Below are 19477 nucleotides of genomic sequence, written 5' to 3'. Positions count from 1 at the left end.
GGCGAATTCCCTTTAAAACCAAAAGCGTAATTTTTTGACGGCTCTAGTGTCGGTCCCTTTTGGAATTTTCGGATATTTTAGTGCAATTTCAATGAGTTATAGGCTACTTGATCATGCCTTGCGGATCGAGCCGCTTGTCGGCCAGCCATTCGACGACGCGTGGCAACAGCCGGCGATTCAGGCGCGAGCCGACGATGGTCAGTTCCTTGCGCACCACTTTCTGTTGGCTGAGGTTGGACGGGGCATTCGAAAAGCCGAGCAGGTCGATGCGGCCCGCCGGACTGGCCAAGCGGCAGGCCTCGTCAAGAAGTGCGGGAATGCCGGCGCCGTCGATGACCATTGTCGGGCCAAGACCGTCATTCTCCGTGCGCACCGCGGCCGGCACGGGATCGCGCACGGAGTGGATCACCCGGTCCGCACCGAAGCGTAGCGCCCGCTCGAGGCGAGCTTCATCGATGTCGGCCAGATGCAGCGGGCACCATGCATTTTGCCAACCTGCAGCACCGTGACGCCGACGGTTCCGGCACCCTGATCAGCAGGGTATCATCAGAGCCACAGCCGGTGCGGTCGAGGACGTTGGCGGCAATCGAAATCGGTTCGGCCAGCGCCGCCAGACTGAACGGCATGTCGGCCGGAATTGGAATGGCATTATGCGCCGGGACGGCGACGAAGTTACGGAAACCGCCGTCGCGATGGACGCCGATCACTTCGAGGTTGGCGCAGACATTGGAACGGCCGATCCGGCAGGGATAGCAGTGGCCGCACGACACCACGGGGTCGACCACCGCGCGGCCTCCTCCCACGGCAACGCCGGTCACATGGCGTCCGAGCGCGGTGACGGTGCCCGCGAACTCATGGCCGATGACGCGCGGATAGAACGGCGAACGGATTGGAGCCATGCAGGATGTGAATGTCGGAGCCACAGATGCCGGCACGGCTGACGTGAACGACCACTTCGCTGGCGCCGGGCTGTGGCATGGCGCCCGGCCGGATTTCTAGCGACTGCGGCGCGCTGACAAGAACCTCAGCATGAACACTCCAGCTAAGTATACTAGTCGACAATTGCCATGGCTAACAGATCGTCAAGTTGGTGCGCGACCAGAGGCCTCCTGATGAGGCGATCGAAGCGGAACGGGCCGGGGATAACCGGGGATAATTGGACAAGCGTTTCGGCGCTTCTCGCCTAGCGACGTCGTCGAGTCTCCGATGGGACATTCCAGACTACGTCCGCTAGGGCCATCCCGAAGTCGCGAAGCTGCCAGTCAGGTTCCGGCCCCATTTCCGCCGTTCTGGACCCTGCTCCCAACGTTCGTAAAACGAGGTCAGCTATGGTCGGCAGTTTGGGGTCGCGGGAGCATACGAAACGATACGGGAAGCTTTCAGATTCTGGCCCACGAAAAACTCAACAAAACGAAGGATTTTAATATGCCCTCCGGGCCCACCATTATCAATAGTAGTTTACGCCAAATCTCTCATGGGTTGATTCATCAGACTCGGCCAATCTCCTGGCGTTCGAAGGAAAATATTTTGAGCCTGCGCTCTCAATCTCCTTCTCACTGAAACACATGTGACACGCAATACGGAAATTCCGGTGTCGGAACAGCCGCTCAGCGATCCATGCGGCGATCGGCGGCAACGACGTATGAAATGGGAGGGTTTGAACGAGCTCGAGCGTTCGGCGCCATAGCGGACTACGGCTTTGCAAATATATGCGCCGTGCTTCCGGGCTGATCGAGTCTCCAGATGCGGGCTATACACGCGCGCATCTCGTCGGCGGTGGCGCCGCCTCGGAATTCGGCAAGGCGTATCGCCTTGGCTTCCAGTTCCTGTTTCGCAAGCGTGTTGCCGGGGTCTCCCTTGGGCTCGTCGACGCGGGTATCGAGTTTGCGGCCGTCAATGGTCATGACGCTCACCTTGCCGACCCATTGCTTGGGATAAAGTCTGTCGATCTCGGCGTCGAACTCCATCCGCACCTTGGCGCGGAAACGGGCGACGCGCGTGTCGGCAAGTGCTTGGTGTTCGAACGCGTCGAGATCGGCGACGCCATGGACGGCGATGAGGCCCAACACTGTGCCCATGGAGAACTTCGCCTGGTGGACGGTTTGTGGAATGACCACCGCGCCCAGGACATCGATGGCTCCCTGATGGACATGGGTTACCACATCAGCGATGTCGTCCGGACCGAGCCCCTCGCGGCGCATGAGAAGCTGCAGCGCATCAGCGGCCGGATGGGTGTGCCGGCAGGCGGCGTGCCATTTGAAGGAGGTCTCCTCGGTTGCCCAACGGCTGCCGAGGCCGTCCGTCAGGCGGGCCGGATCGGCGTCGCTGGACATGCCTGAAGCCATGCCCTTTTTCCCTTCGAGGATCTGCGCGGCCCCCTTGAAGCCATCGCGTGCCAGATAGGCAGAAAACAGGCCGTTGGCGGCGGCTCGCGCCGTATGAAGCTGCTTGGAATCGGCGGCATCGCGCAAGAATTCCCAGAGCCCTGCCGCCTGGGTGCCGGCGGAGCCGAGAGCATGGTTGAGACCGGCTGCGTCCAGTCCGATCAATCTGCCGACCGCCGCGGCCGCGGCGACAGCGCCAGCGGTGCCGGTGGTGTGGAATATCTCGTAGTGCGAGCGTCCGAGGAATTCTCCTACGCGGATGCCCACTTCATAGCCGGCGATGCAGGCAGTCAGGACGTCGCGGCCGGTCTTCCCCTCAGCCTCGGCAACCGCCAGGACCGCCGGAAAGATCACGGCCGCCGGGTGAAAGACCGAGCCGTTGTGAACGTCGTCCTGTTCCACGATATGGGAGGCCGCCGCATTGACCATCGCCGCGAAATAGGGGCTTGTGCGCCGCCGCGTCGGGATGATGGTGCTTGGGCCGTCCGCCGGCCCCATGGCACGCGCAAAGCCGTCGATGATCTCGACCTGGTGCGCACCCTTGCCGGCCAGCGCCGAGCCGAGCCAGTCGATCATCAGTCCTTTCGCGAAATGAACGACGCGCGGCGGGATCTGTTCGAAGTCGAGTTCGGCGATGAACGAGCAGAGCCTGGCGGTCGGCCAATCGGCGGTGTCCGTGCTCATCTGTTGCTCCTCCTCTGGCATGCCCTTTAGACCAAAGCGGCCCGGCGCAGGACCTGCCTTGCACGTTCGATGACCGGCCGATCCACCATCTCGCCGTTCACCTGGCTGGCTTCGCCTGATGAGGCCGCGCCAATGATGTCGCGTGCCCATGTGATGTCATTTTCGCTCGGGCGAAAGCCATTGCGAATCGGCTCGATCTGCCTCGGATGGATGGCCATCTTGCCGCCAAAACCCATCTTCATGGCGTGGCGGGCGTCATCCTCCGTGATTTCAGGATTGCTCAGGTCGGTCGTTGCGCCGTCGATCGGCGCGGCCCGGCCAGCGGCGCGCGAGCGCCAGACGATTTCGCTGCGAGCCGCAAGCAGGATCAGCCGATCATGCGCGCAACCGAGATCGAGCGAGAAGTCGACCGAGCCGAAGGCGACGGCAACGACGCCGGGCGTGGCCAATATGTCCGGCAGGTTGGCGAGGCCGACGGCGCTCTCGACCAGCGCGATGACGGAAACGCTGCGTGCCATGTGCTTGGCCATATCGGCAATGTCCTCCGGACGTTCGGCCTTGGGCAGCATGATGGAGACGCCGTCGAGGCGCCGCACGGCGTCGATGTCCGCTTCGTGCCAGGGTGTTCCCGCGGCGTTGATGCGGACCACAACGGCGGATTTCAGCGTGGCCGCATTGGCGAGAATCGCTTCGCGAGCGCGGTCCTTGTCGCAAGGGGCTACGGCATCCTCGAGGTCGAGAATGACTGCGTCCGCGCCGCTGCCGTCGGCCTTGGCAAACCGTTCCGGCCGCGAGCCCGGCACGAAAAGCGGTACGACAGGCGTGACGAAGCTCACCATTGCGCCGTGGCCTTCACCGTTACATGCCCGTCCGCCGACCGCACCTCCAACGCCATGCCGTCCTTGTCTCGGGCTGTTGCACTCAGGACCAGGCTCTGTGGGCCGCTCGCCGGATGGACGCCGCGGAATGAGAAGCGGCGCGGCGACGTGCCGGCAATGGCGGTGGCGAAGTTCATCAGCAGCGTCGCCTGCAACGGGCCATGGATGACGAGCCCGGAATAGTGCTCGACCGTCGTGGCGTAGGGCGCGTCATAGTGGATGCGGTGCCCGTTGAACGTCAGCGCGGAATATCGAAAGAGCAGCACGGGATCGACGTTGATCGTGCGCTCGTGCGATGCGGCCAGGGGCGAATTGGCCGGCGGGGCAGGGGGCGCAGCAGCGGCTTCGGCGCCGCGATAGACGATGGTCTGGTCCTCCTCGATGACCGGACCGGAATCGTTGGCGATGTCGTGCCGGACCGCGACGAAGGTGAGCGGGCCGGTGCGGCCCTGTTTCTCCTCTATGGCGGTCAATGTCGAGTTGCGGCGGATGCGGTCGCCAGAGCGGATCGGCGCCATGAAACGCACATCGCTGGCAGCCCACATGCGGCGTGGAAGCGACACCGGCGGCAGGAAGCCGCCTTTGGCCGGGTGCCCGTCAGGTCCGAGTTCTCGCATTTCGGCAATGTCGGGTGTCAGGCACCAGTGCAGTCCGGGCGCGGCCGCGCCCTCGGCAGTCTGCGCCGCGTGGTCCCCAAGCGTGGCGCCAAAGCTGGCCAGCAGGCGCGGGGTCACAACATCCTCGACCTCGTGCGTGCGTCCAACCCATTCCTGCAGCGTGCTTGTGTCCAGGCTCATGAGGTCCTCGTCAGGGGGCGAATTCGGACCGGATCCGGTCCGTATCGGCTCCAAGCGCGGGGACGCTGGGAACCGTTGCAAATCCCTCCGGCCGCCCTGCAGGCATGGGTACTGCGATGCGCTTGCCGTCCGGCAGTGCCACCTCCGTCCGGCGGAGGGCCTTGTGGTGCGGCAGGTCGCGCATTGCACTCACCCGGCCCCAGGCGATCTGCGCCTCGTCGAGACGGTCTATGGCCTCGTCGCAGTCGATTGCCGCGAAGATCGGTTCGATCACGGCGTCGAGCGCCGTGCGGTTGGCAACCCGCCAGGTATTGGTGGCGAAGCGTTCGTCGGCGAACAAATCCTGCCTTTGCAGCACGAGCGTGCAGAAGCGCTTCCATTCATTGTTCTGCTGGATGGACACGACCACGCTGCCATCCCGACAGGCATAGGGTCGATAGGGGTAGATCGAAGCGTGCGCCAGGCCATATCTCTGGGTCTCACGGCCCGCATATTCGTAGTGCAGCAGCGGCACGGTCATCCAATCGGCCATGGCGTCGAACATGGCAATCTCGACAATGCGACCGCGCCCAGTCTTCTGGCGCGCCAACAAGGCTTCGAGTATCGCTGCATGGGCATTCATGCCGGTGGCGATGTCGGCGGCGGAAACCCCGACCTTGCTCGGCGTGTCCGGTGTGCCGGTAACGGCGCAGATGCCGCTTTCGGCCTGCACCAGCATGTCGTAGGCGCGCATGGCCGCGTAGGGCGTGTCCTGCCCGTAGCCGACGATGTTGATGGCTATCAGCCGAGGAAACTCTTTCGCAATTGTATCGGCCGAGAGGCCGAGCCTGTCGATGGCGCCCGGCACGAGATTCTGCACGAGGACGTCGGCGCGCGCGACCATCCGGCGCAGGAGAGCCAGGTCGTGCTCGGTCTTCAGGTCGAGCACCGCGCTCTCCTTGCCGCGGTTGAGCCAGACGAAGTAAGCCGACATGCCCTCCACTGCGGAATCGTAGTGACGCGCGGTTTCGCCTTCCGGGCGCTCGATCTTCACGACGCGCGCGCCGGCGTCGGCAAGGCGGACCGTGCAAAGCGGAGCGGCGACAGCCTGCTCGATCGAAACGACAAACAGGCCCTCCAGCGGGCGGGCGCTGTCAGACATTGCGCTGCACCCCGGAACGAGCGAGCACGCCGGGCTTCAGCCGCTCGTCCTTGCCGTAATCCTCGGCGGCGTGGAAGAACAGTCGCGGCGTGCCGTCGATGTCTTCGAACCTCTTGCGGTAGGCTTCCAGGTAGGCCTTGCGGCCGTCATCACCGATACGGCCCGGCATATAGGCGACAAAGGGCGGCAGCACGTCGAAGCCTGAATAGCGCAGCAGACCATTGTGGATCGGCCACAGCACCGTGAGGATGTCGCCGTCGATGCCATCGGGCGCGTAGGTGTCGGCCGACGTGCCCGTGGTGGCGGCCACCATGGCGAGCTTTCCCCTGAACATGCCGGTGTCGTATTTGCGGCCCGGCATATAGGCGAAACCGCGCGCGAAGACGCGATCGGCCCAGCCCTTGAGCATTGCAGGCATTCCGAACCACCAGACCGGGAACTGGAACAGCACGAAATCCGCCCGCTTCACCTTTTCGACCTCGGCGTTTATGTCGGCCGCGAGTGCGTCGGCCTCGTAGGCGGCGGTCTGCTCGCGCGGCAGGCTGAAGAAGTCTGGATCGTTGCGCTCGCCCGATATGTCGCCCGGCCCTGCGACAGGATTGAAGCCCATCGCATAGAGGTCGCTGACAACCACGTCGTGGCCGGCGCGGGTCAGGGTTTCCACGGCGAGATCCTTCATGGCGCCGTTGAAGGATTTTGCTTCCGGGTGGGCGTAGACGATGAGGACGTTCACGGACGACTCCTAGTAGGAACGCGGCAGTCCAAGCACGTGCTCGGAAAGGTATGACAGGATGAGGTTGGTCGAGATCGGCGCGACCTGATAGAGACGCGTCTCGCGGAACTTGCGCTCGACATCGTATTCTTCAGCGAAACCGAACCCGCCATAAGTCTGGATGCAGACATTGGCGGCTTCGTTCGAAGCGTCGGCCGCCAGCATCTTGGCCATGTTGGCTTCAGCGCCGGGGTTCTTGCCGGCCTCGTAGAGGCTCAGCGCCTGGCGCACCATCAATTCAGCTGCGCGCATGTTGGCGTAGGCCCTTGCGATCGGGAACTGGATGCCCTGGTTCTGGCCGATTGCCCGGCCAAACACATGCCGCTCCTTTGCGTAGGTGCTGGCCTTTTCGATGAACCATTTCGCATCGCCGATGCACTCGGCGGCAATCAGGATACGCTCGGCGTTCATGCCCGAGAGGATGTAGCGGAATCCCTTTCCCTCTTCGCCGATCAGGTTTTCGACCGGCACGCGCAGATCGTCGAAGAAGACTTCCGTGGTGGCATGGTTCATCATGGTGCGGATCGGCCGGATTGTGAGGCCGTTGCCGACGGCTTCGCGCATGTCGACGATGAGGACGGAGAGGCCGTCGGTCTTTTTCATGCCGTCCTTCAGCGGCGTGGTCCGCGCCAGCAGCAGCATCAGATCGGAATGCTCGGCACGGCTGGTCCAGATCTTCTGGCCCTTGACCACGAAATGATCGCCGTCGAGGCGAGCAGTAGTCTTGAGCGCGCCGGTGTCGGTGCCGCTGCTCGGTTCCGTGACGCCGAAGGCCTGCAGGCGCAATTCTCCTGTGGCGACCTTCGGCAGATATCGCTGCTTCTGGGCTTCCGAGCCGTGGCGAACAAGCGTGCCCATCGTGTACATCTGGGCATGGCAGGCGCCACCATTGCAGCCGGCGCGCTGGATTTCCTCCAGCACGGCAGCGGCGGCCGAAAGCGGCAAGCCCGAGCCATCATAGGCCTCCGGGATCAGGATCGAGAGCCAACCGGCCTGCGTCAGCGCTGCGACGAATTCACCGGGGTAGGTCATGTCCCTGTCGAGTGCGCGCCAGTATTCTCCGGGAAAGCGCGCGCACAACCTGGCGACGGCATCGCGAATGTCCTGGTAGTGTTCCATGAGGTTTGTCCGGCTTTTCGTCTTGCTGCAGGCCTCACTATCGCGCCTCGACGCCCTATCCGCAATGCAAGGCAGGCGTGAGCAGATATAACGAAATTCAAATGCTTATGGCGGAGGACCGAGAAGCTGGCCAACCCAGACGGCCCGCCCGACAAGATCCTTGGCGATGTCCTCGATCGCTTGTCCGGCAAACCGCGCCAGCCGCGAGGCAGGCCGGTCCGCCGGGTATGCAAGGATCAGGCGGCGCACGGGCACCGGATCGATCAACGGCGCGGCGGTGAGCAGCCCGGCGGTCACGTCGGCATGGATAGGAGCGAGCGGCAGGATCGTCCAGCCATGGCCGTTGCGCACTAGGTCCTTCAGCGCGGAGTATGAGTCCGCTTCGATGCCGACATCGAGCGTGATGCCGGCATCCGTGGCGCAGCGTTCGACGATGATGCGCAACCCGTGCTTGATGCTGGGCAGCAGCAGGCGCTTGCCCGCGAGCGAGGCGAACGATACGGCGCGCACGGTTGAAAAACCCGCGTCCGGCGGTCCGATCAGGAACAGGTTTTCCAGGAGCAGCGGGCGCGAGCGCAGCGAACGCGCCATGCGCGGGTCGTAGAGCACCGCAACGTCCACCTCGCCGCGGTGCATCCAGTCCAGCAGATAGCCGGTGTAGGCACTGACAAGCCTGAGCTTGGCCTTGGGATGGGCCTTGCCGAAGGCGGCCGCCAGCGGTAGCGAAATAATGTCGGCAACGGTGGGCGGCAGGCCGATGGCCACTTCGCCGGTTAGCGGCGCATCGGCGGGCGTGGCCGTGGCGCGGATCTCGTCGATCTCGGCCATCACGCGCATGGCGTGCGCCAGCACCTCCTTGCCCTGCTCAGACAGCACCATGCCGCGTCCATGGCGCAGGAAAAGGGCAAAGCCCAATTCCTCCTCCAGCATGCGCACCTGCCGGCTGAGCGCCGGCTGCGCAATGTGCAGCCGGTCGGCGGCCTTGCTGAGGCTGCCGAGTTCGGCGACGTGGATGAGCGTGCGTAGCTGCGATAACTCCATGAGCTATCGAATATCATTATATCTGATCACAATAAAGGGACGAAGATTAGATTGGACAGCCGAGGTAACCTGGTTCCAATCCAAATTCCCGGGGGTCCAAGGTGACGGCGAGCATAGAAGCAAAACATCCGCAAGCGGCAGCACTTGCAGCCGCTCCGGCGGCGTCTGAAAAGCAGTGGCCGGATCCGGTCTATGACGTGCTCAAGGCCGCCGGCATCAGCCAGATGTCCTACGTGCCCGACGCAGGCCACACCACATTGATTGAGCGCTTCAGCACGGATCCCGAGGTTGTCACCAATGTGCTGACGACGGAGGAGGAGGGCATCGCCATTGCCGCAGGCTCCTGGCTCGGCGGCAAGCGGAGCGTCGTGCTCATGCAATCCTCAGGCGTCGGCAATTGCATCAACATGCTGTCGCTTCCCGTGCAGGCGCGCTTTCCCCTGCTCGTCCTGGTGACGATGCGAGGCGAGTGGGCCGAGTTCAATCCGTGGCAGGTGCCAATGGGGCAGGCGACGGAGGCCTCGCTGAAGGCGATCGGCCTCAGGGTGCTGCGCGCCGAGACCGGTCCCGATCTCGTGGAGACGGTGGCGCAGGCAGCCTTGATGGCTTTCGACGCCGACCAGCAGATTGCCGTGCTGATCGGGCAGCGGCTGCTCGGCAAGAAGAAGTGGTGAGCGACATGAATTTACCGACGATGGACCGCCGGGTTGCGGTGAAGAAGCTGCTTGACGCCCGCGACGGAGCCCTGGTCGTGACCGGTCTCGGCTCGCCGAGCTACGACGTGCATGCTGCCGGTGACCGCAACGACAACTATTATCTGTGGGGCGCCATGGGCGGTGCTGCGCTGATCGGCCTGGGGCTTGCCCAGGCCCAGCCGCAGAAGCGGGTCATGGTGATCACCGGAGATGGCGAACAGCTCATGGCGTTCGGTTCGCTGGCGACGATCTCGGTGGCGCGGCCGAAAAATCTCGACCTGATCGTGCTCGACAATCAGCATTTCGGCGAGACCGGCATGCAGTCCAGCCATACCGGCAAGGGCATTGGTTTCGACAAGGTCGCGGCCGCTTGCGGTTTTTTGAAGACCGCCGAGCTGCGTACGCTGGAGGAGGTCGACACGCTGTGTGAAGAGCTTCGGCATCCGGCCGACGGTCCGCGCCTTTTCGTGCTGAAAATCACCGCCGAGAACCTGCCGCGCTCGCTGCCGCCGCGCGACGCGGTCGAGGTCAAGAACCGCTTTCGCGCCCATCTGGGCTTTACCACCTGTTGAGGACCGATATGGCGCTGGTCAGTTTCCAGAACACGGTCGGCGGTCGGTTGCAATCGACAGCCGATACATTCGAGAGCCATGATCCGTTCACCGGCAGGCCCTGGGCGCTGATTCCGCGCGATGGACAGGCCGAGGTGGATGCCGCCGTAGCCTCCGCCAAGGCTGCTTTCCGGTCGAAGGAGTGGGCCGGGATCACGCCCACCGCGCGCGGCAAGCTGCTCGTGCGGCTGGCTGAGCTGATCGCGGAGAACGCGGATCGCATTGCCGCCATCGAGACGCGCGACAATGGCAAGCTGCTCACCGAAATGACGGCACAGCTGCGCTATATCCCGGAATGGTTCCGCTATTTCGGCGGTCTTGCCGACAAGATCGAAGGTGCGGTGCTGCCGATCGACAAGGCTGGCATGTTCGCGTTCACCCGCCACGAGCCGCTGGGTGTCATTGCAGCGATCGTGCCCTGGAATTCGCCGCTTTTACTCCTGACATGGAAGCTCGCGCCGCTGCTGGCGGCAGGCAACACTGTCGTCATCAAGCCGTCGGAACACGCCTCGGCCTCGACGCTGGAGTTCGTGAAACTGTTTGCGCGGGCAGGCTTCCCGCCCGGCGTGGTCAACACCGTTACCGGCATGCCGCTTGATGTCGGCGCGCCACTCGTCTCTCATCCCGACGTCGCCAAGATCGCCTTCACCGGTGGTGAGCCTGGCGGGATCGCGGTCTATCGAGCGGCTGCCGAACAGCTAAAAGTCGTCACGCTGGAGCTCGGCGGCAAATCGGCCAACATCGTCTTCGACGACGCCGATATCGAGGGCGCGGTCAACGGCGCGATCTCAGGCATCTTCGCCGCCAGTGGCCAGACCTGCATCGCGGGTTCGCGGCTGCTGGTGCATCGCAAAATCCACGACCGGTTCGTGGAGAGCGTCATAACGCTGGCGGCCAGCGCTCGACTGGGCAATCCGGCGCTGCAAGAGACGCAGGTCGGGCCGATCACCACGCAAGCCCAGCGCGAGAAGGTGCTGTCCTATCTCGGCATCGCGCGCCGCGAGGGTGCGCTTTGCGTGCTGGGCGGCGGCAAGCCGGCCTCGGGTGAATTGGCCGAGGGCTGGTTCGTCGAGCCCACCATCTTCACTGGCGTGAACAACACCATGCGGATCGCGCGCGAAGAGGTGTTCGGACCGATCCTTTCGGTCATTCCGTTCGACGACGAGGAAGAGGCTTTCGCCATTGCCAATGACAGCCCCTACGGGCTGGCGGCAGGAATATGGACCAGCGACATGGGCCGGGCGTTGCGCGGCGCGGCCGCAATGGAGGCGGGGATGGTCTGGATCAATTCATACCGTGCCGTCTCCTACATGGCGCCCTTCGGCGGCTACAAGAGGAGCGGTATCGGGCGCGAAAGCGGGCAGGATGCCATCAATTCCTATCTGCAGACCAAGACGGTGTGGATAGACACCGCCGGCAAGACCGCCAATCCCTTCGTTATCCGCTAGGCTAGGCTTCGGTGGGAGAATCCCCATCCGTAGCCAAGCTCGGCCCATACTCCTTGAGACGGTGGCCGACTTACAAATGATCGAAGGATTGGACATGAGACAGGCAGGCAAGGTGGCGGTTGTCACAGGCGCGGCGCGCGGCATCGGACGCGCTTGCGCGGAACGCTTTTTGGCCGAAGGCGCGAAGCTCGTGCTCGGCGACATCAATGCCGTGGAGCTAGAAAAATGTGCCGCTGAAATCGGCACCACCGACAGCGTCCTGGCGGTCGTTACGGATGTCAGCAAGAAGGAACAGATCGATGGGCTGATTGCAGCGGCGGTGGCGAAGTTCGGCCGTGTCGACATCATGGTCAACAATGCCGGCATCGCTCCGGTCCAGGACTTTCTCGACATCACAGAGGCGGACTACGACAGGGTTCTCGCCGTCAATCTGAAGGGCGCGTTCATGGGCACCCAGGCGGCCGCCCGCCAGATGATCGCGCAAGGTGGAGGCGGCGTCATCATCAACATGTCGTCGATCAATTCGGGCCTCGCCAACCCGCGTGTCGCCACCTACGCGATCTCCAAGGGCGGCATGAACCAGGTCACCAGCACCGCGGCCGTCGCCTTCGCTCCCCATGGCATCCGTGTGGTCGGTGTCGGCCCGGGCACCATCGCCACGGACATGGTCATGGACGGGACATTCATCGATTCGGAAGAAATGAGACGGGCGGTCCTTTCGCGTACACCGCTCGGGCGCCTCGGCACGGCAGCCGAGATCGCCTCGGTCGTGGCGTTCCTGGCCAGCGACGACGCTTCCTACATCACCGGCGAGACGATCTACCCCGACGGGGGGCGCCGCGTGCTGAACTATACGGTCCCGATCAAGGAGTGAGAAGAATGGGGAGTGACGACATGGGTAATTTCGAAAAGCTGCATCACATCTGCATCGTCGTGCACGATATCGACAAGGCGCAGGCCTACTACGACTCCATCGGCATCGGGCCATGGGAGCCCTATCCGCCGCTGGCTGAATACGAAGAACTGCAGGTCCCAAGCCCCGAGGGTTTCAAGGCGATGCAATATCGGATTTGCAACTTGCCGAACGTTCAGCTGCAGCTGTGCCAGCCGAACGGCGATCCTTCACCGCAGCGAATTCATCTCGACAGCAAGGGTGAAGGTGTCTTCCATATCGGCTTCGAGGTTCGTGATGCGGACGCAGCCGAAACCAAGGCGAAAACCGACGGACTTGCCGTGCTGATGCGCGGGCGCCGGGAAAACCGCACCGGCTTCACCTACTACGACACAGCCGACAAGGCAGGCGTGATCCTGCTGACCCGGGCGACCAATCTGCCCGGCAAATGATCTTCGCGCGAAGGATTGGGGCTGGACAAGGAGACGGGGCGACTGATCAGCTGCCCCGCAATTCCTCAAGCCGGTCGACCAGGAATTTGCCGCTGGTGATGATATGCATTTCCAAAAGGCCGACGGCGCGCAGCGTATCCTTGGCTTCGCACAGGTCGATGAGCTGCCAGTGGTCGCGGTCGGACTGGGCCTGGATTTCGGTGAGCGTCACCATCATGCGCGTGTAGCGTTCCAGCTGCTGGTAGATGCGCCCGACCAGTTCGATCGTCGCCTTGCGGCCGGACGGCGCGTAGAGCGCGGCGTGGAAGTTCCAGTTGAGCTGGTTCGAGTACTCGCCTGTCTTGCCCTGCTCCTGGTGCTGCTTTGCGCGCTCGCGGGCCAGCGCGAGGTCTGCCTCCGTCATCCTTGGAATGGCCAGGGCTAGCAGCCATGTTTCGATCCGGGCTCGCAATTCGTAGAGCTCGAGAATCTCGTCCAGGGAAATGGAGGTAACGACGGCGCCCTTGTGGGAAACCAGCGTGACGAAGCCTTCCGAATGAAGCTGATGCAGCGCCTCTCGCACCGGAATTCGGCTGACGCCGAACTCGGTGGCCAGATGCTCCTGCCGCAGCTGAAAGTTGGCCTCGTATTCGCCGATCAGGATCTTCTGCCTGATGGCATCGGCGACCTGGGTCGAGATGGTTTTCTTCTGTACGAGCATGAATCAGCCTGAGGCGGCCGCCGTGTTTGTTGACTGGCGCCGTTTTGATTGAAGAAGTGGACGCATAGCACCGTTGTCACTGCGATGCCATGTCGCCCGTTTCGCTTCAGTAGACATGTTCCTCGATAGGCTGATTGCCAGCGATCCGTTCGTAGCGGAAGGCCGAGAGGTCGACAGATCGGTACTCGCCGTAGGCAATGAGGTCGCTGACGCCCGACCCGGTCGCCGCCGCGTGCATCATGCCGTGGCCGCTGAAGCCGGTGGCCAGGACGAAGTTCGAGATCTCGGGATGCCGGCCGATGATGCCGCTGTGGTCGAAGGTGTTGTACTCGTAGAGCCCCGCCCAGGCGCGCAGCATGCGCAATTGTTCGAAGCCTGGCACACGATAGGCGAGTGCTGGCCAGATCAACTCGTCGAACAGGTCGTAGTCCACATCCAGGCCGAAATCGTCCGGGTCGTTCTCGCGTACCGGTGGAATACCGCACAGGAAGAGCTGACCTTCCGGCCGCAGCCAGAGGCCGCTTGTGTCGAAGATGAAGGGGCAGTTCTCGATCCTTGCCGGTGTTTCGAAGACGAAGACGCATCGCTTGCTCGGGACGACCGGTAGGTCGGCGCCGGCCATCCTGGCAATGCCCGCGCTCCATGGCCCGGCCGCGTTGATCACCGTGCCGGCGGCAAGCCGGTCGCCATTGTCCAGAACCACTTCGCCAACCTTGCCGGGAGACGCCATGGTCAGTCCGGTCACGGTCGCGGCAAGATAGTCCACGCCCTGCGTGCGTGCCTTGCGGCGGAATGCCTGCATCAGGCCGGGGCCGTCGAACCAGCCTTCGCTGCCAAGGCCGAGCGAGCCAAGGGCGAGATCGTCCGTGTTGAGCCATGGGAAGCGTCGCGCCAGATCGGCCTGCTCGATCAGTTCGGCGTCGACGCCCATGCCGCGCTGAACGCGGTTCTTGGCACGCTGCGCGTCGGCCCGCTCGGGTGTCGCCAGCACGAGGTAGCCGGGCTCATGCAGGCCGATGTCGGCCAACTCGTCGCCGATGGCAAGCCGCGTCTTTACCTGGCGCAGGAAGTCGATGCTGAACTTCGACATGGCAATGTTGGGCGCCGTGCCGAACTGCTGGCGGATGGCGCTGGTCGACAAGGAAGACGAGGACGCCGTGTAGTACGGGTCCCGCTCGATCACCGCGATCCTGCCATCGAAATCCGGATTGGCTGACAGAAAGTAGGCGATCGAGCTGCCGACAACGCCGCCGCCGACGATCACCACATCATAGTTTGTGCCCATACCAATCGCGTTCCCTATCTCGAATATCATCCGCGGCGACAAGGATTGGATATCTTCCTCTATCGGTCCACGTCCAAAACGAGACATAACCCGGTCTTCGATGCAGAAAAAGAGGTTTGACGTGAAAAACAGAATACATTATCCAATTTGTAACAGATATCACCTGCCCGGCAACGTCGCGGCAGCCATGCCGAGGATTTCCCGTGGGCCTCATCGCTCCCCGTCTCGACGTCATCAAGCCAAGCCCCAGCATGGCGGTCACCGCGCGGGCAATCGAAATGCGTTCGGCCGGCATCGACGTCATCAGCCTGAGCGCCGGCGAGCCGGATTTTCCAACGCCACCGCACATCGTCGAGGCGGCCTACGAGGCGATGCGCAGGGGGGAGACGCGCTATACGGCGGTCGACGGCACCGCCGCGCTGAAGAAGGCGGTGGCCGGAAAATTCAGGCGCGAGAACGGCCTCGATTACAAGCCTTCGCAAATCAGTGTCGCGGGCGGCGCCAAGCAGATCATCTACAACGCCCTGCTGGCAACGCTGGCCCCCGGCGACGAGGTGGTTGTCCCAGCGCCCTATTGGGTTTCCTACACCGACATCGTCCTGCTCGGCGAAGGCAAGCCCGTGGTCGTTCCCTGCACGGAGCCGCAGGGCTTCAAACTGACACCGCAAGCCCTGCGAGCCGCGATCACCGGGCGCACCAAATGGCTGCTGCTCAACACGCCTTCCAACCCGACAGGCGCCGTCTACAGCCGCGACGAACTTGCGGGGCTGGCGGGGGTGTTGCTCGATCACCCGCATGTGCACGTTCTGACCGACGACATCTACGAGCATATCCTGTTCGATGGACGAACCTTCCATACCATCGCCGGCGTCGAGCCGAGGCTGAAGGACCGTACGCTGACAGTGAACGGGGTGTCGAAGGCCTATGCCATGACCGGCTGGCGGATCGGCTATGCCGGCGGGCCGGAACCGCTGATCCGCGCCATGGCGACCGTGCAGAGCCAAAGCACGTCCAACCCGTCGTCCATCTCGCAGGCCGCGACCATTGCCGCACTGGAAGGTCCTCAGGACTTTCTTCGCCCTCGGGCGCTTGAATTCCAGGCACGGCGCGACCGCGCTTTGGATCTGCTGCGCGCGATTCCCGGTCTCACCTGCCGGACGCCCGAGGGCGCCTTCTATCTCTATCCCAATTGCTCGGCCCTGATCGGTCGTCGCCGCCCGGACGGCACTCCTATCGGCAGCGACGACGACTTCTCGCTTTACCTGCTCGATCAGGCGCGGGTCGCGGTGGTGCAGGGCTCTGCCTACGGCCTGTCGCCGCATTTCCGCATTTCCATAGCCACGTCGATGGACCTGATCGAAAAAGCGATCGGGCGTATCGCCGAGGCTGTCGAAGCGCTGCGGTAGGGCCGGCGATGGATCTCGACTTCGTCCAGAAGCTGATCGAATTTGTCTCGCGTTCGCCCATTGCCGAGTTGGAGATCGAGCGCGATGGCGTTCGTATCCGCATGTCCAGGCAGGGGGTGCTGGCGCAATCCGCGTCGCAGCCTTCGCCGCAGTCGGGGTCAGCCGCCGGCCCTGCCGTCTTCACAAATCCGGCTTCGACAGCTCCGCCCATCGCGCGGCATTCGATCCGCGCGCCGCTGACCGGCGTGTTCTACCGTTCCGGCACCGAAGGCGAACCGCCGCTCGCTTCGGTTGGCGATGTGGTCGTGGAAGGGCAGAAGGTCGGTGTCCTCGAAGCCATGAAGACGTTCAACGTCGTGGAATCCGATCGCGCTGGGCGGATCGTCCAGATCGCGTTGGACGACCATGCCGCCGTGCAGTCCGGCGATGTGCTGTTCGTTCTCGAAGATTTGGGCTAGCGGCGATGTTCGACACCGTCCTTATCGCCAACCGCGGTGAAATCGCGCTGCGCATCCTGCGCGCCTGCCGCGATCTCGGATTGAAGACGGTGGCAGCGCACTCGGAAGCCGACGCGAGCCTTCGCCATGTCGCGCTGGCGGACAGGGCGATCTGCATCGGGCCGGCTGCGGCGACGGAGAGCTATCTCAATATCGCCGAGATCATCGCGGCCGCGCAACTCACCGGCGCGGGCGCGATCCATCCGGGCTATGGTTTCCTCTCGGAAAACGCCGCCTTCGCCGAGGCCGTCGAAAATGCCGGCCTCGCCTTCATCGGGCCGTCGGCCGCGGCGATCCGCACCTTGGGCGACAAGGTCTCCGCCAAGCGCACGATGATCGCTGCCGGCGTTCCCTGCGTTGCAGGGTCGGAGGGGGCGCTGCCGCAGGACGAGCAGGCAGTGCGCGCCATTGCCGAGGCCATCGGCTATCCGGTCATCGTCAAGGCGGCGGGCGGCGGCGGCGGGCGCGGCATGCGCATCGTGCGCGAGCAGCGCGCTCTGTTGGAAGCCGTTTCGATGGCGGTGAAAGAGGCGGACCGGGCCTTCGGCAACCCGCAAGTCTATCTGGAGAAATTCCTTGAGCACCCGCGCCATATCGAGATTCAGATTCTGGCGGACAAGCATGGCAAGGCGGTGTGGTTAGGCGAGCGGGATTGCTCCATGCAGCGCCGCCACCAGAAGATCATTGAGGAGGCGCCGGCGCCCGGCATCGCCCGCGAGGCGATTGCCGAGATCGGCGAGCTGTGTGCCCACGCATGCCTAACCATCGGCTATACAGGCGCGGGCACGTTCGAATTCCTCTACGAGGACGGGCGCTTCTCTTTCATCGAGATGAACACCCGCGTGCAGGTGGAGCATCCCGTCACGGAACTTGTCACCGGCATCGATATCGTGCGCGAGCAGATCCGCATCGCCCGGGGCGAAGCCCTGTCGTTCAGCCAGGAAGACATCCGCATCCAGGGCCACGCCGTCGAATGCCGCATCAACGCTGAAGATCCCTACAGCTTTCGCCCGCATCCGGGCCGGGTCGAGCGCTGGACGCCGCCCGGCGGCCCGGGAATCCGCGTCGAATCGCATCTCTACTCCGGTTACACCGTGCCGCCGCACTACGATTCCCTGGTGGCCAAGCTGCTGGCGCATGGCGCGACGCGGGCCGAGGCGATCCGGCGCATGAGCGGCGCGCTGGGCGAGATGGAGGCTGTCGGCATCGCCACCAACGCGCCGCTCCACGGCCTCCTGATGGAGGAGCCCGGCTTTGCCGCCGGCGGCTTCGATATCCATCATCTTGAACGTCTCATTGAAGGCGGTCTGCTCCAGGGACGAGGCGGCGATGACGGTTGAGGAGCTCGAAAGGCTGGCCGGCTGGTGTGTTAGCGCCGGCATCGGCGAGATCGAAGTGTCGGAGGCCGGCTTTTCGTTGCGCCTGCACATGCAATCCGTTGTTCCCTCGACACCCGCGGCCGAAGCCCCGAAGGCCGAAACGGTCTTCAAAGGCGTGCGCGCGCCCGGCGTCGGCGTGTTCCGTCTCGATCATCCAACGACCGGTCGGCCGGTTGCCGACCCTGGCCAGGTGGTTCGCAAGGGCGAGACGGTCGGCGTCCTGCAGGTCGGCCCATGCCTGAAGGCCGTGCTCGCGCCGGTAGACGGCGTGCTGGGCGCGGCGCTGATCGAGGACGGAGCGGTCGTCGGCTACGGCACGCCGCTCTACGAGCTGGTGTGAAGCAAAGGCGATGGTTCGAACCACTGAGGAAAGCGCCATGGCGGCCCAAGGATTGCAGGTCGATATCAATTCCGACATGGGCGAGGGTTTTGGAGCCTACAGGCTCGGCGACGATGCGGCGATCCTCGACATCGTCAGTTCCGCCAATGTCGCCTGCGGCTTTCATGCCGGCGACCCCGAGATCATGGCTGCCACCTTCTCGATGGCGCGCGACAAGGGCGTTGCCGTTGGCGCGCATCCGAGCTTCGCCGATCTGTGGGGGTTCGGACGCCGCATCATTCCGCATTCCATGGATGAGATCGAAAGGCTGGTCGCCTACCAGATCGGCGCGGCGCAGGCGCTTTCCGCCTATGCCGGCCACCCGATCCACTATGTGAAGGCGCATGGCGCGCTAGGCAATCTTACCCAGACCGATCGTGGCGTCGCCGAAGCGGTGACGCGCGCGGTCAAGGCCGTCGATCCCGGCCTGATCTGCCTGGTCATTGCGCTCGGCTTCCAGGACAGGATCGCGCGCGACGCTGGGCTGACGGTCAGGTCCGAGATATTCGCCGACCGCGCCTATACGGAGGAAGGCTTCCTTGTTTCGCGCAAGCTGGAAGGCGCTGTCATCCACGACGCCGAGAGGGCAGCCGAACGGGTCGTCCGAATGGTCAAGCAAGGCGCCATCGAGACGCTTTCCGGGCAGATGCTGCGGACGCCGATCGATTCGATCTGCGTCCACAGCGACACGCCGGCTGCCGTCGCCATCGCCGCGCATGTCAGGAGACGGCTTGAGGCAAGCGGCGTCAGGGTCAGAGCGTTCGCGGCCTAAGCGACCGAACGGTTACGCGGGCCGGGGGCAAGGGCCGGCCCGGGGGGGGGGTGGGACCCCACGACCGGGGGGGGGGTGCCCCCGGGGGTTGGGGGGTTGGGGGGGGGGGCGGGGAGCGCCCAGGGGGGGTAAAACCCCGCCCCCG

General features: G+C 63.9%; 21 protein-coding genes. 10 read left to right on the top strand and 11 right to left on the bottom strand.

Features of this window, described 5'->3' with window-relative positions; genetic code table 11:
• Window positions 1-103: 103 nt before the first annotated feature.
• The 9 genes from NKJ37_RS21285 to NKJ37_RS21240 all read right to left on the bottom strand — a co-directional run bounded on the left by NKJ37_RS21285 (window position 104) and on the right by NKJ37_RS21240 (window position 8816).
• The gene (locus tag NKJ37_RS21285) at window positions 104-409 is read right to left on the bottom strand and encodes a zinc-binding dehydrogenase (RefSeq protein ID WP_352675274.1); all 306 of its coding nucleotides are present in this window, start codon (window positions 407-409) and stop codon (window positions 104-106) included.
• 40 nt (window positions 410-449) lie between these two features.
• Window positions 450-899: an alcohol dehydrogenase catalytic domain-containing protein gene (locus tag NKJ37_RS21280; RefSeq protein WP_352774922.1), complete on the bottom strand. Its 450-nt coding sequence runs from the start codon at window positions 897-899 to the stop codon at window positions 450-452.
• A 792-nt stretch (window positions 900-1691) separates the two neighbouring features.
• Entirely contained in the window at window positions 1692-3068 is a 1377-nt protein-coding gene (locus NKJ37_RS21270) for an MmgE/PrpD family protein (RefSeq protein ID WP_352774920.1), read from the bottom strand.
• Window positions 3069-3094: 26 nt separating this feature from the next.
• Window positions 3095-3907 carry an HpcH/HpaI aldolase/citrate lyase family protein gene (locus tag NKJ37_RS21265; protein WP_352774918.1) on the bottom strand — a complete coding sequence of 271 codons (813 nt, stop codon included), beginning with the start codon at window positions 3905-3907 and terminating at the stop codon, window positions 3095-3097.
• Complete coding sequence (locus NKJ37_RS21260; protein WP_352774916.1) at window positions 3901-4743, bottom strand: HTD2 family dehydratase; 843 nt, start codon at window positions 4741-4743, stop codon at window positions 3901-3903. The genes NKJ37_RS21265 and NKJ37_RS21260 overlap by 7 nt, the downstream gene beginning before the upstream one ends.
• Before the next feature lie 10 nt (window positions 4744-4753).
• Window positions 4754-5884, bottom strand: a complete 1131-nt coding sequence (locus NKJ37_RS21255) for a CaiB/BaiF CoA transferase family protein (RefSeq protein ID WP_128303855.1) — start codon at window positions 5882-5884, stop codon at window positions 4754-4756.
• On the bottom strand, window positions 5877-6617 hold the full coding sequence (locus tag NKJ37_RS21250; protein WP_352774914.1) for an NAD(P)H-dependent oxidoreductase: 741 nt from the start codon (window positions 6615-6617) through the stop codon (window positions 5877-5879). Before NKJ37_RS21250 ends, NKJ37_RS21255 begins: the two co-directional genes overlap by 8 nt.
• Before the next feature lie 9 nt (window positions 6618-6626).
• On the bottom strand, window positions 6627-7775 hold the full coding sequence (locus tag NKJ37_RS21245; RefSeq protein ID WP_023809532.1) for an acyl-CoA dehydrogenase family protein: 1149 nt from the start codon (window positions 7773-7775) through the stop codon (window positions 6627-6629).
• 105 nt (window positions 7776-7880) lie between these two features.
• Entirely contained in the window at window positions 7881-8816 is a 936-nt protein-coding gene (locus tag NKJ37_RS21240; RefSeq protein ID WP_127267891.1) for a LysR family transcriptional regulator, read from the bottom strand.
• A 101-nt stretch (window positions 8817-8917) separates the two neighbouring features.
• On the opposite strand from NKJ37_RS21240, the gene NKJ37_RS21235 reads away from it, so the two are divergent.
• The 5 genes from NKJ37_RS21235 to NKJ37_RS21215 all read left to right on the top strand — a co-directional run bounded on the left by NKJ37_RS21235 (window position 8918) and on the right by NKJ37_RS21215 (window position 12914).
• A complete protein-coding gene (locus tag NKJ37_RS21235) occupies window positions 8918-9490 on the top strand; it encodes a thiamine pyrophosphate-binding protein (protein WP_023809530.1) in 573 nt (190 codons plus the stop codon).
• A gap of 5 nt (window positions 9491-9495) precedes the next feature.
• A complete protein-coding gene (locus tag NKJ37_RS21230; RefSeq protein WP_023809529.1) occupies window positions 9496-10083 on the top strand; it encodes a thiamine pyrophosphate-dependent enzyme in 588 nt (195 codons plus the stop codon).
• An 8-nt stretch (window positions 10084-10091) separates the two neighbouring features.
• Window positions 10092-11570: an aldehyde dehydrogenase gene (locus NKJ37_RS21225; RefSeq protein WP_352442507.1), complete on the top strand. Its 1479-nt coding sequence runs from the start codon at window positions 10092-10094 to the stop codon at window positions 11568-11570.
• A gap of 94 nt (window positions 11571-11664) precedes the next feature.
• A complete protein-coding gene (locus NKJ37_RS21220) occupies window positions 11665-12444 on the top strand; it encodes an SDR family NAD(P)-dependent oxidoreductase (RefSeq protein ID WP_023809528.1) in 780 nt (259 codons plus the stop codon).
• A 20-nt stretch (window positions 12445-12464) separates the two neighbouring features.
• Window positions 12465-12914: a VOC family protein gene (locus NKJ37_RS21215; RefSeq protein WP_023809527.1), complete on the top strand. Its 450-nt coding sequence runs from the start codon at window positions 12465-12467 to the stop codon at window positions 12912-12914.
• A gap of 46 nt (window positions 12915-12960) precedes the next feature.
• Here the strand turns inward: NKJ37_RS21215 and NKJ37_RS21210 are convergent, their stop codons facing one another.
• Together NKJ37_RS21210 and NKJ37_RS21205 are read right to left on the bottom strand one after the other, a co-directional pair.
• The gene (locus NKJ37_RS21210) at window positions 12961-13614 is read right to left on the bottom strand and encodes a GntR family transcriptional regulator (protein ID WP_023809526.1); all 654 of its coding nucleotides are present in this window, start codon (window positions 13612-13614) and stop codon (window positions 12961-12963) included.
• A gap of 106 nt (window positions 13615-13720) precedes the next feature.
• The gene (locus NKJ37_RS21205) at window positions 13721-14899 is read right to left on the bottom strand and encodes an NAD(P)/FAD-dependent oxidoreductase (RefSeq protein ID WP_352442508.1); all 1179 of its coding nucleotides are present in this window, start codon (window positions 14897-14899) and stop codon (window positions 13721-13723) included.
• A gap of 203 nt (window positions 14900-15102) precedes the next feature.
• Here NKJ37_RS21205 and NKJ37_RS21200 point away from each other — a divergent pair, with 203 nt between their 5' ends.
• The 5 genes from NKJ37_RS21200 to NKJ37_RS21180 are packed head-to-tail and all read left to right on the top strand — an operon-like array spanning window position 15103 to window position 19332.
• Window positions 15103-16305, top strand: coding sequence for a pyridoxal phosphate-dependent aminotransferase (locus NKJ37_RS21200; RefSeq protein ID WP_352442509.1), 1203 nt, complete (start codon window positions 15103-15105; stop codon window positions 16303-16305).
• Between the two features lie 8 nt (window positions 16306-16313).
• Window positions 16314-16763 carry an acetyl-CoA carboxylase biotin carboxyl carrier protein gene (locus NKJ37_RS21195; RefSeq protein ID WP_023809523.1) on the top strand — a complete coding sequence of 150 codons (450 nt, stop codon included), beginning with the start codon at window positions 16314-16316 and terminating at the stop codon, window positions 16761-16763.
• A 5-nt stretch (window positions 16764-16768) separates the two neighbouring features.
• Complete coding sequence (gene accC, locus NKJ37_RS21190) at window positions 16769-18142, top strand: acetyl-CoA carboxylase biotin carboxylase subunit (RefSeq protein WP_023809522.1); 1374 nt, start codon at window positions 16769-16771, stop codon at window positions 18140-18142.
• Window positions 18132-18521 (top strand): acetyl-CoA carboxylase biotin carboxyl carrier protein, encoded by a 390-nt coding sequence (locus NKJ37_RS21185; protein ID WP_023809521.1) that lies wholly within the window; start codon window positions 18132-18134, stop codon window positions 18519-18521. Before accC ends, NKJ37_RS21185 begins: the two co-directional genes overlap by 11 nt.
• Window positions 18522-18558: 37 nt before the next feature.
• Complete coding sequence (locus NKJ37_RS21180; RefSeq protein WP_031212611.1) at window positions 18559-19332, top strand: LamB/YcsF family protein; 774 nt, start codon at window positions 18559-18561, stop codon at window positions 19330-19332.
• Window positions 19333-19477 lie beyond the last annotated feature (145 nt).

The organism is Mesorhizobium sp. M0140, assembly GCF_040322475.1.
Taxonomy (GTDB): Bacteria; Pseudomonadota; Alphaproteobacteria; order Rhizobiales; family Rhizobiaceae; genus Mesorhizobium.
Note: the sequence above shows the minus strand (reverse complement) of the source record. Positions and strands in the feature narration are given on the sequence as shown.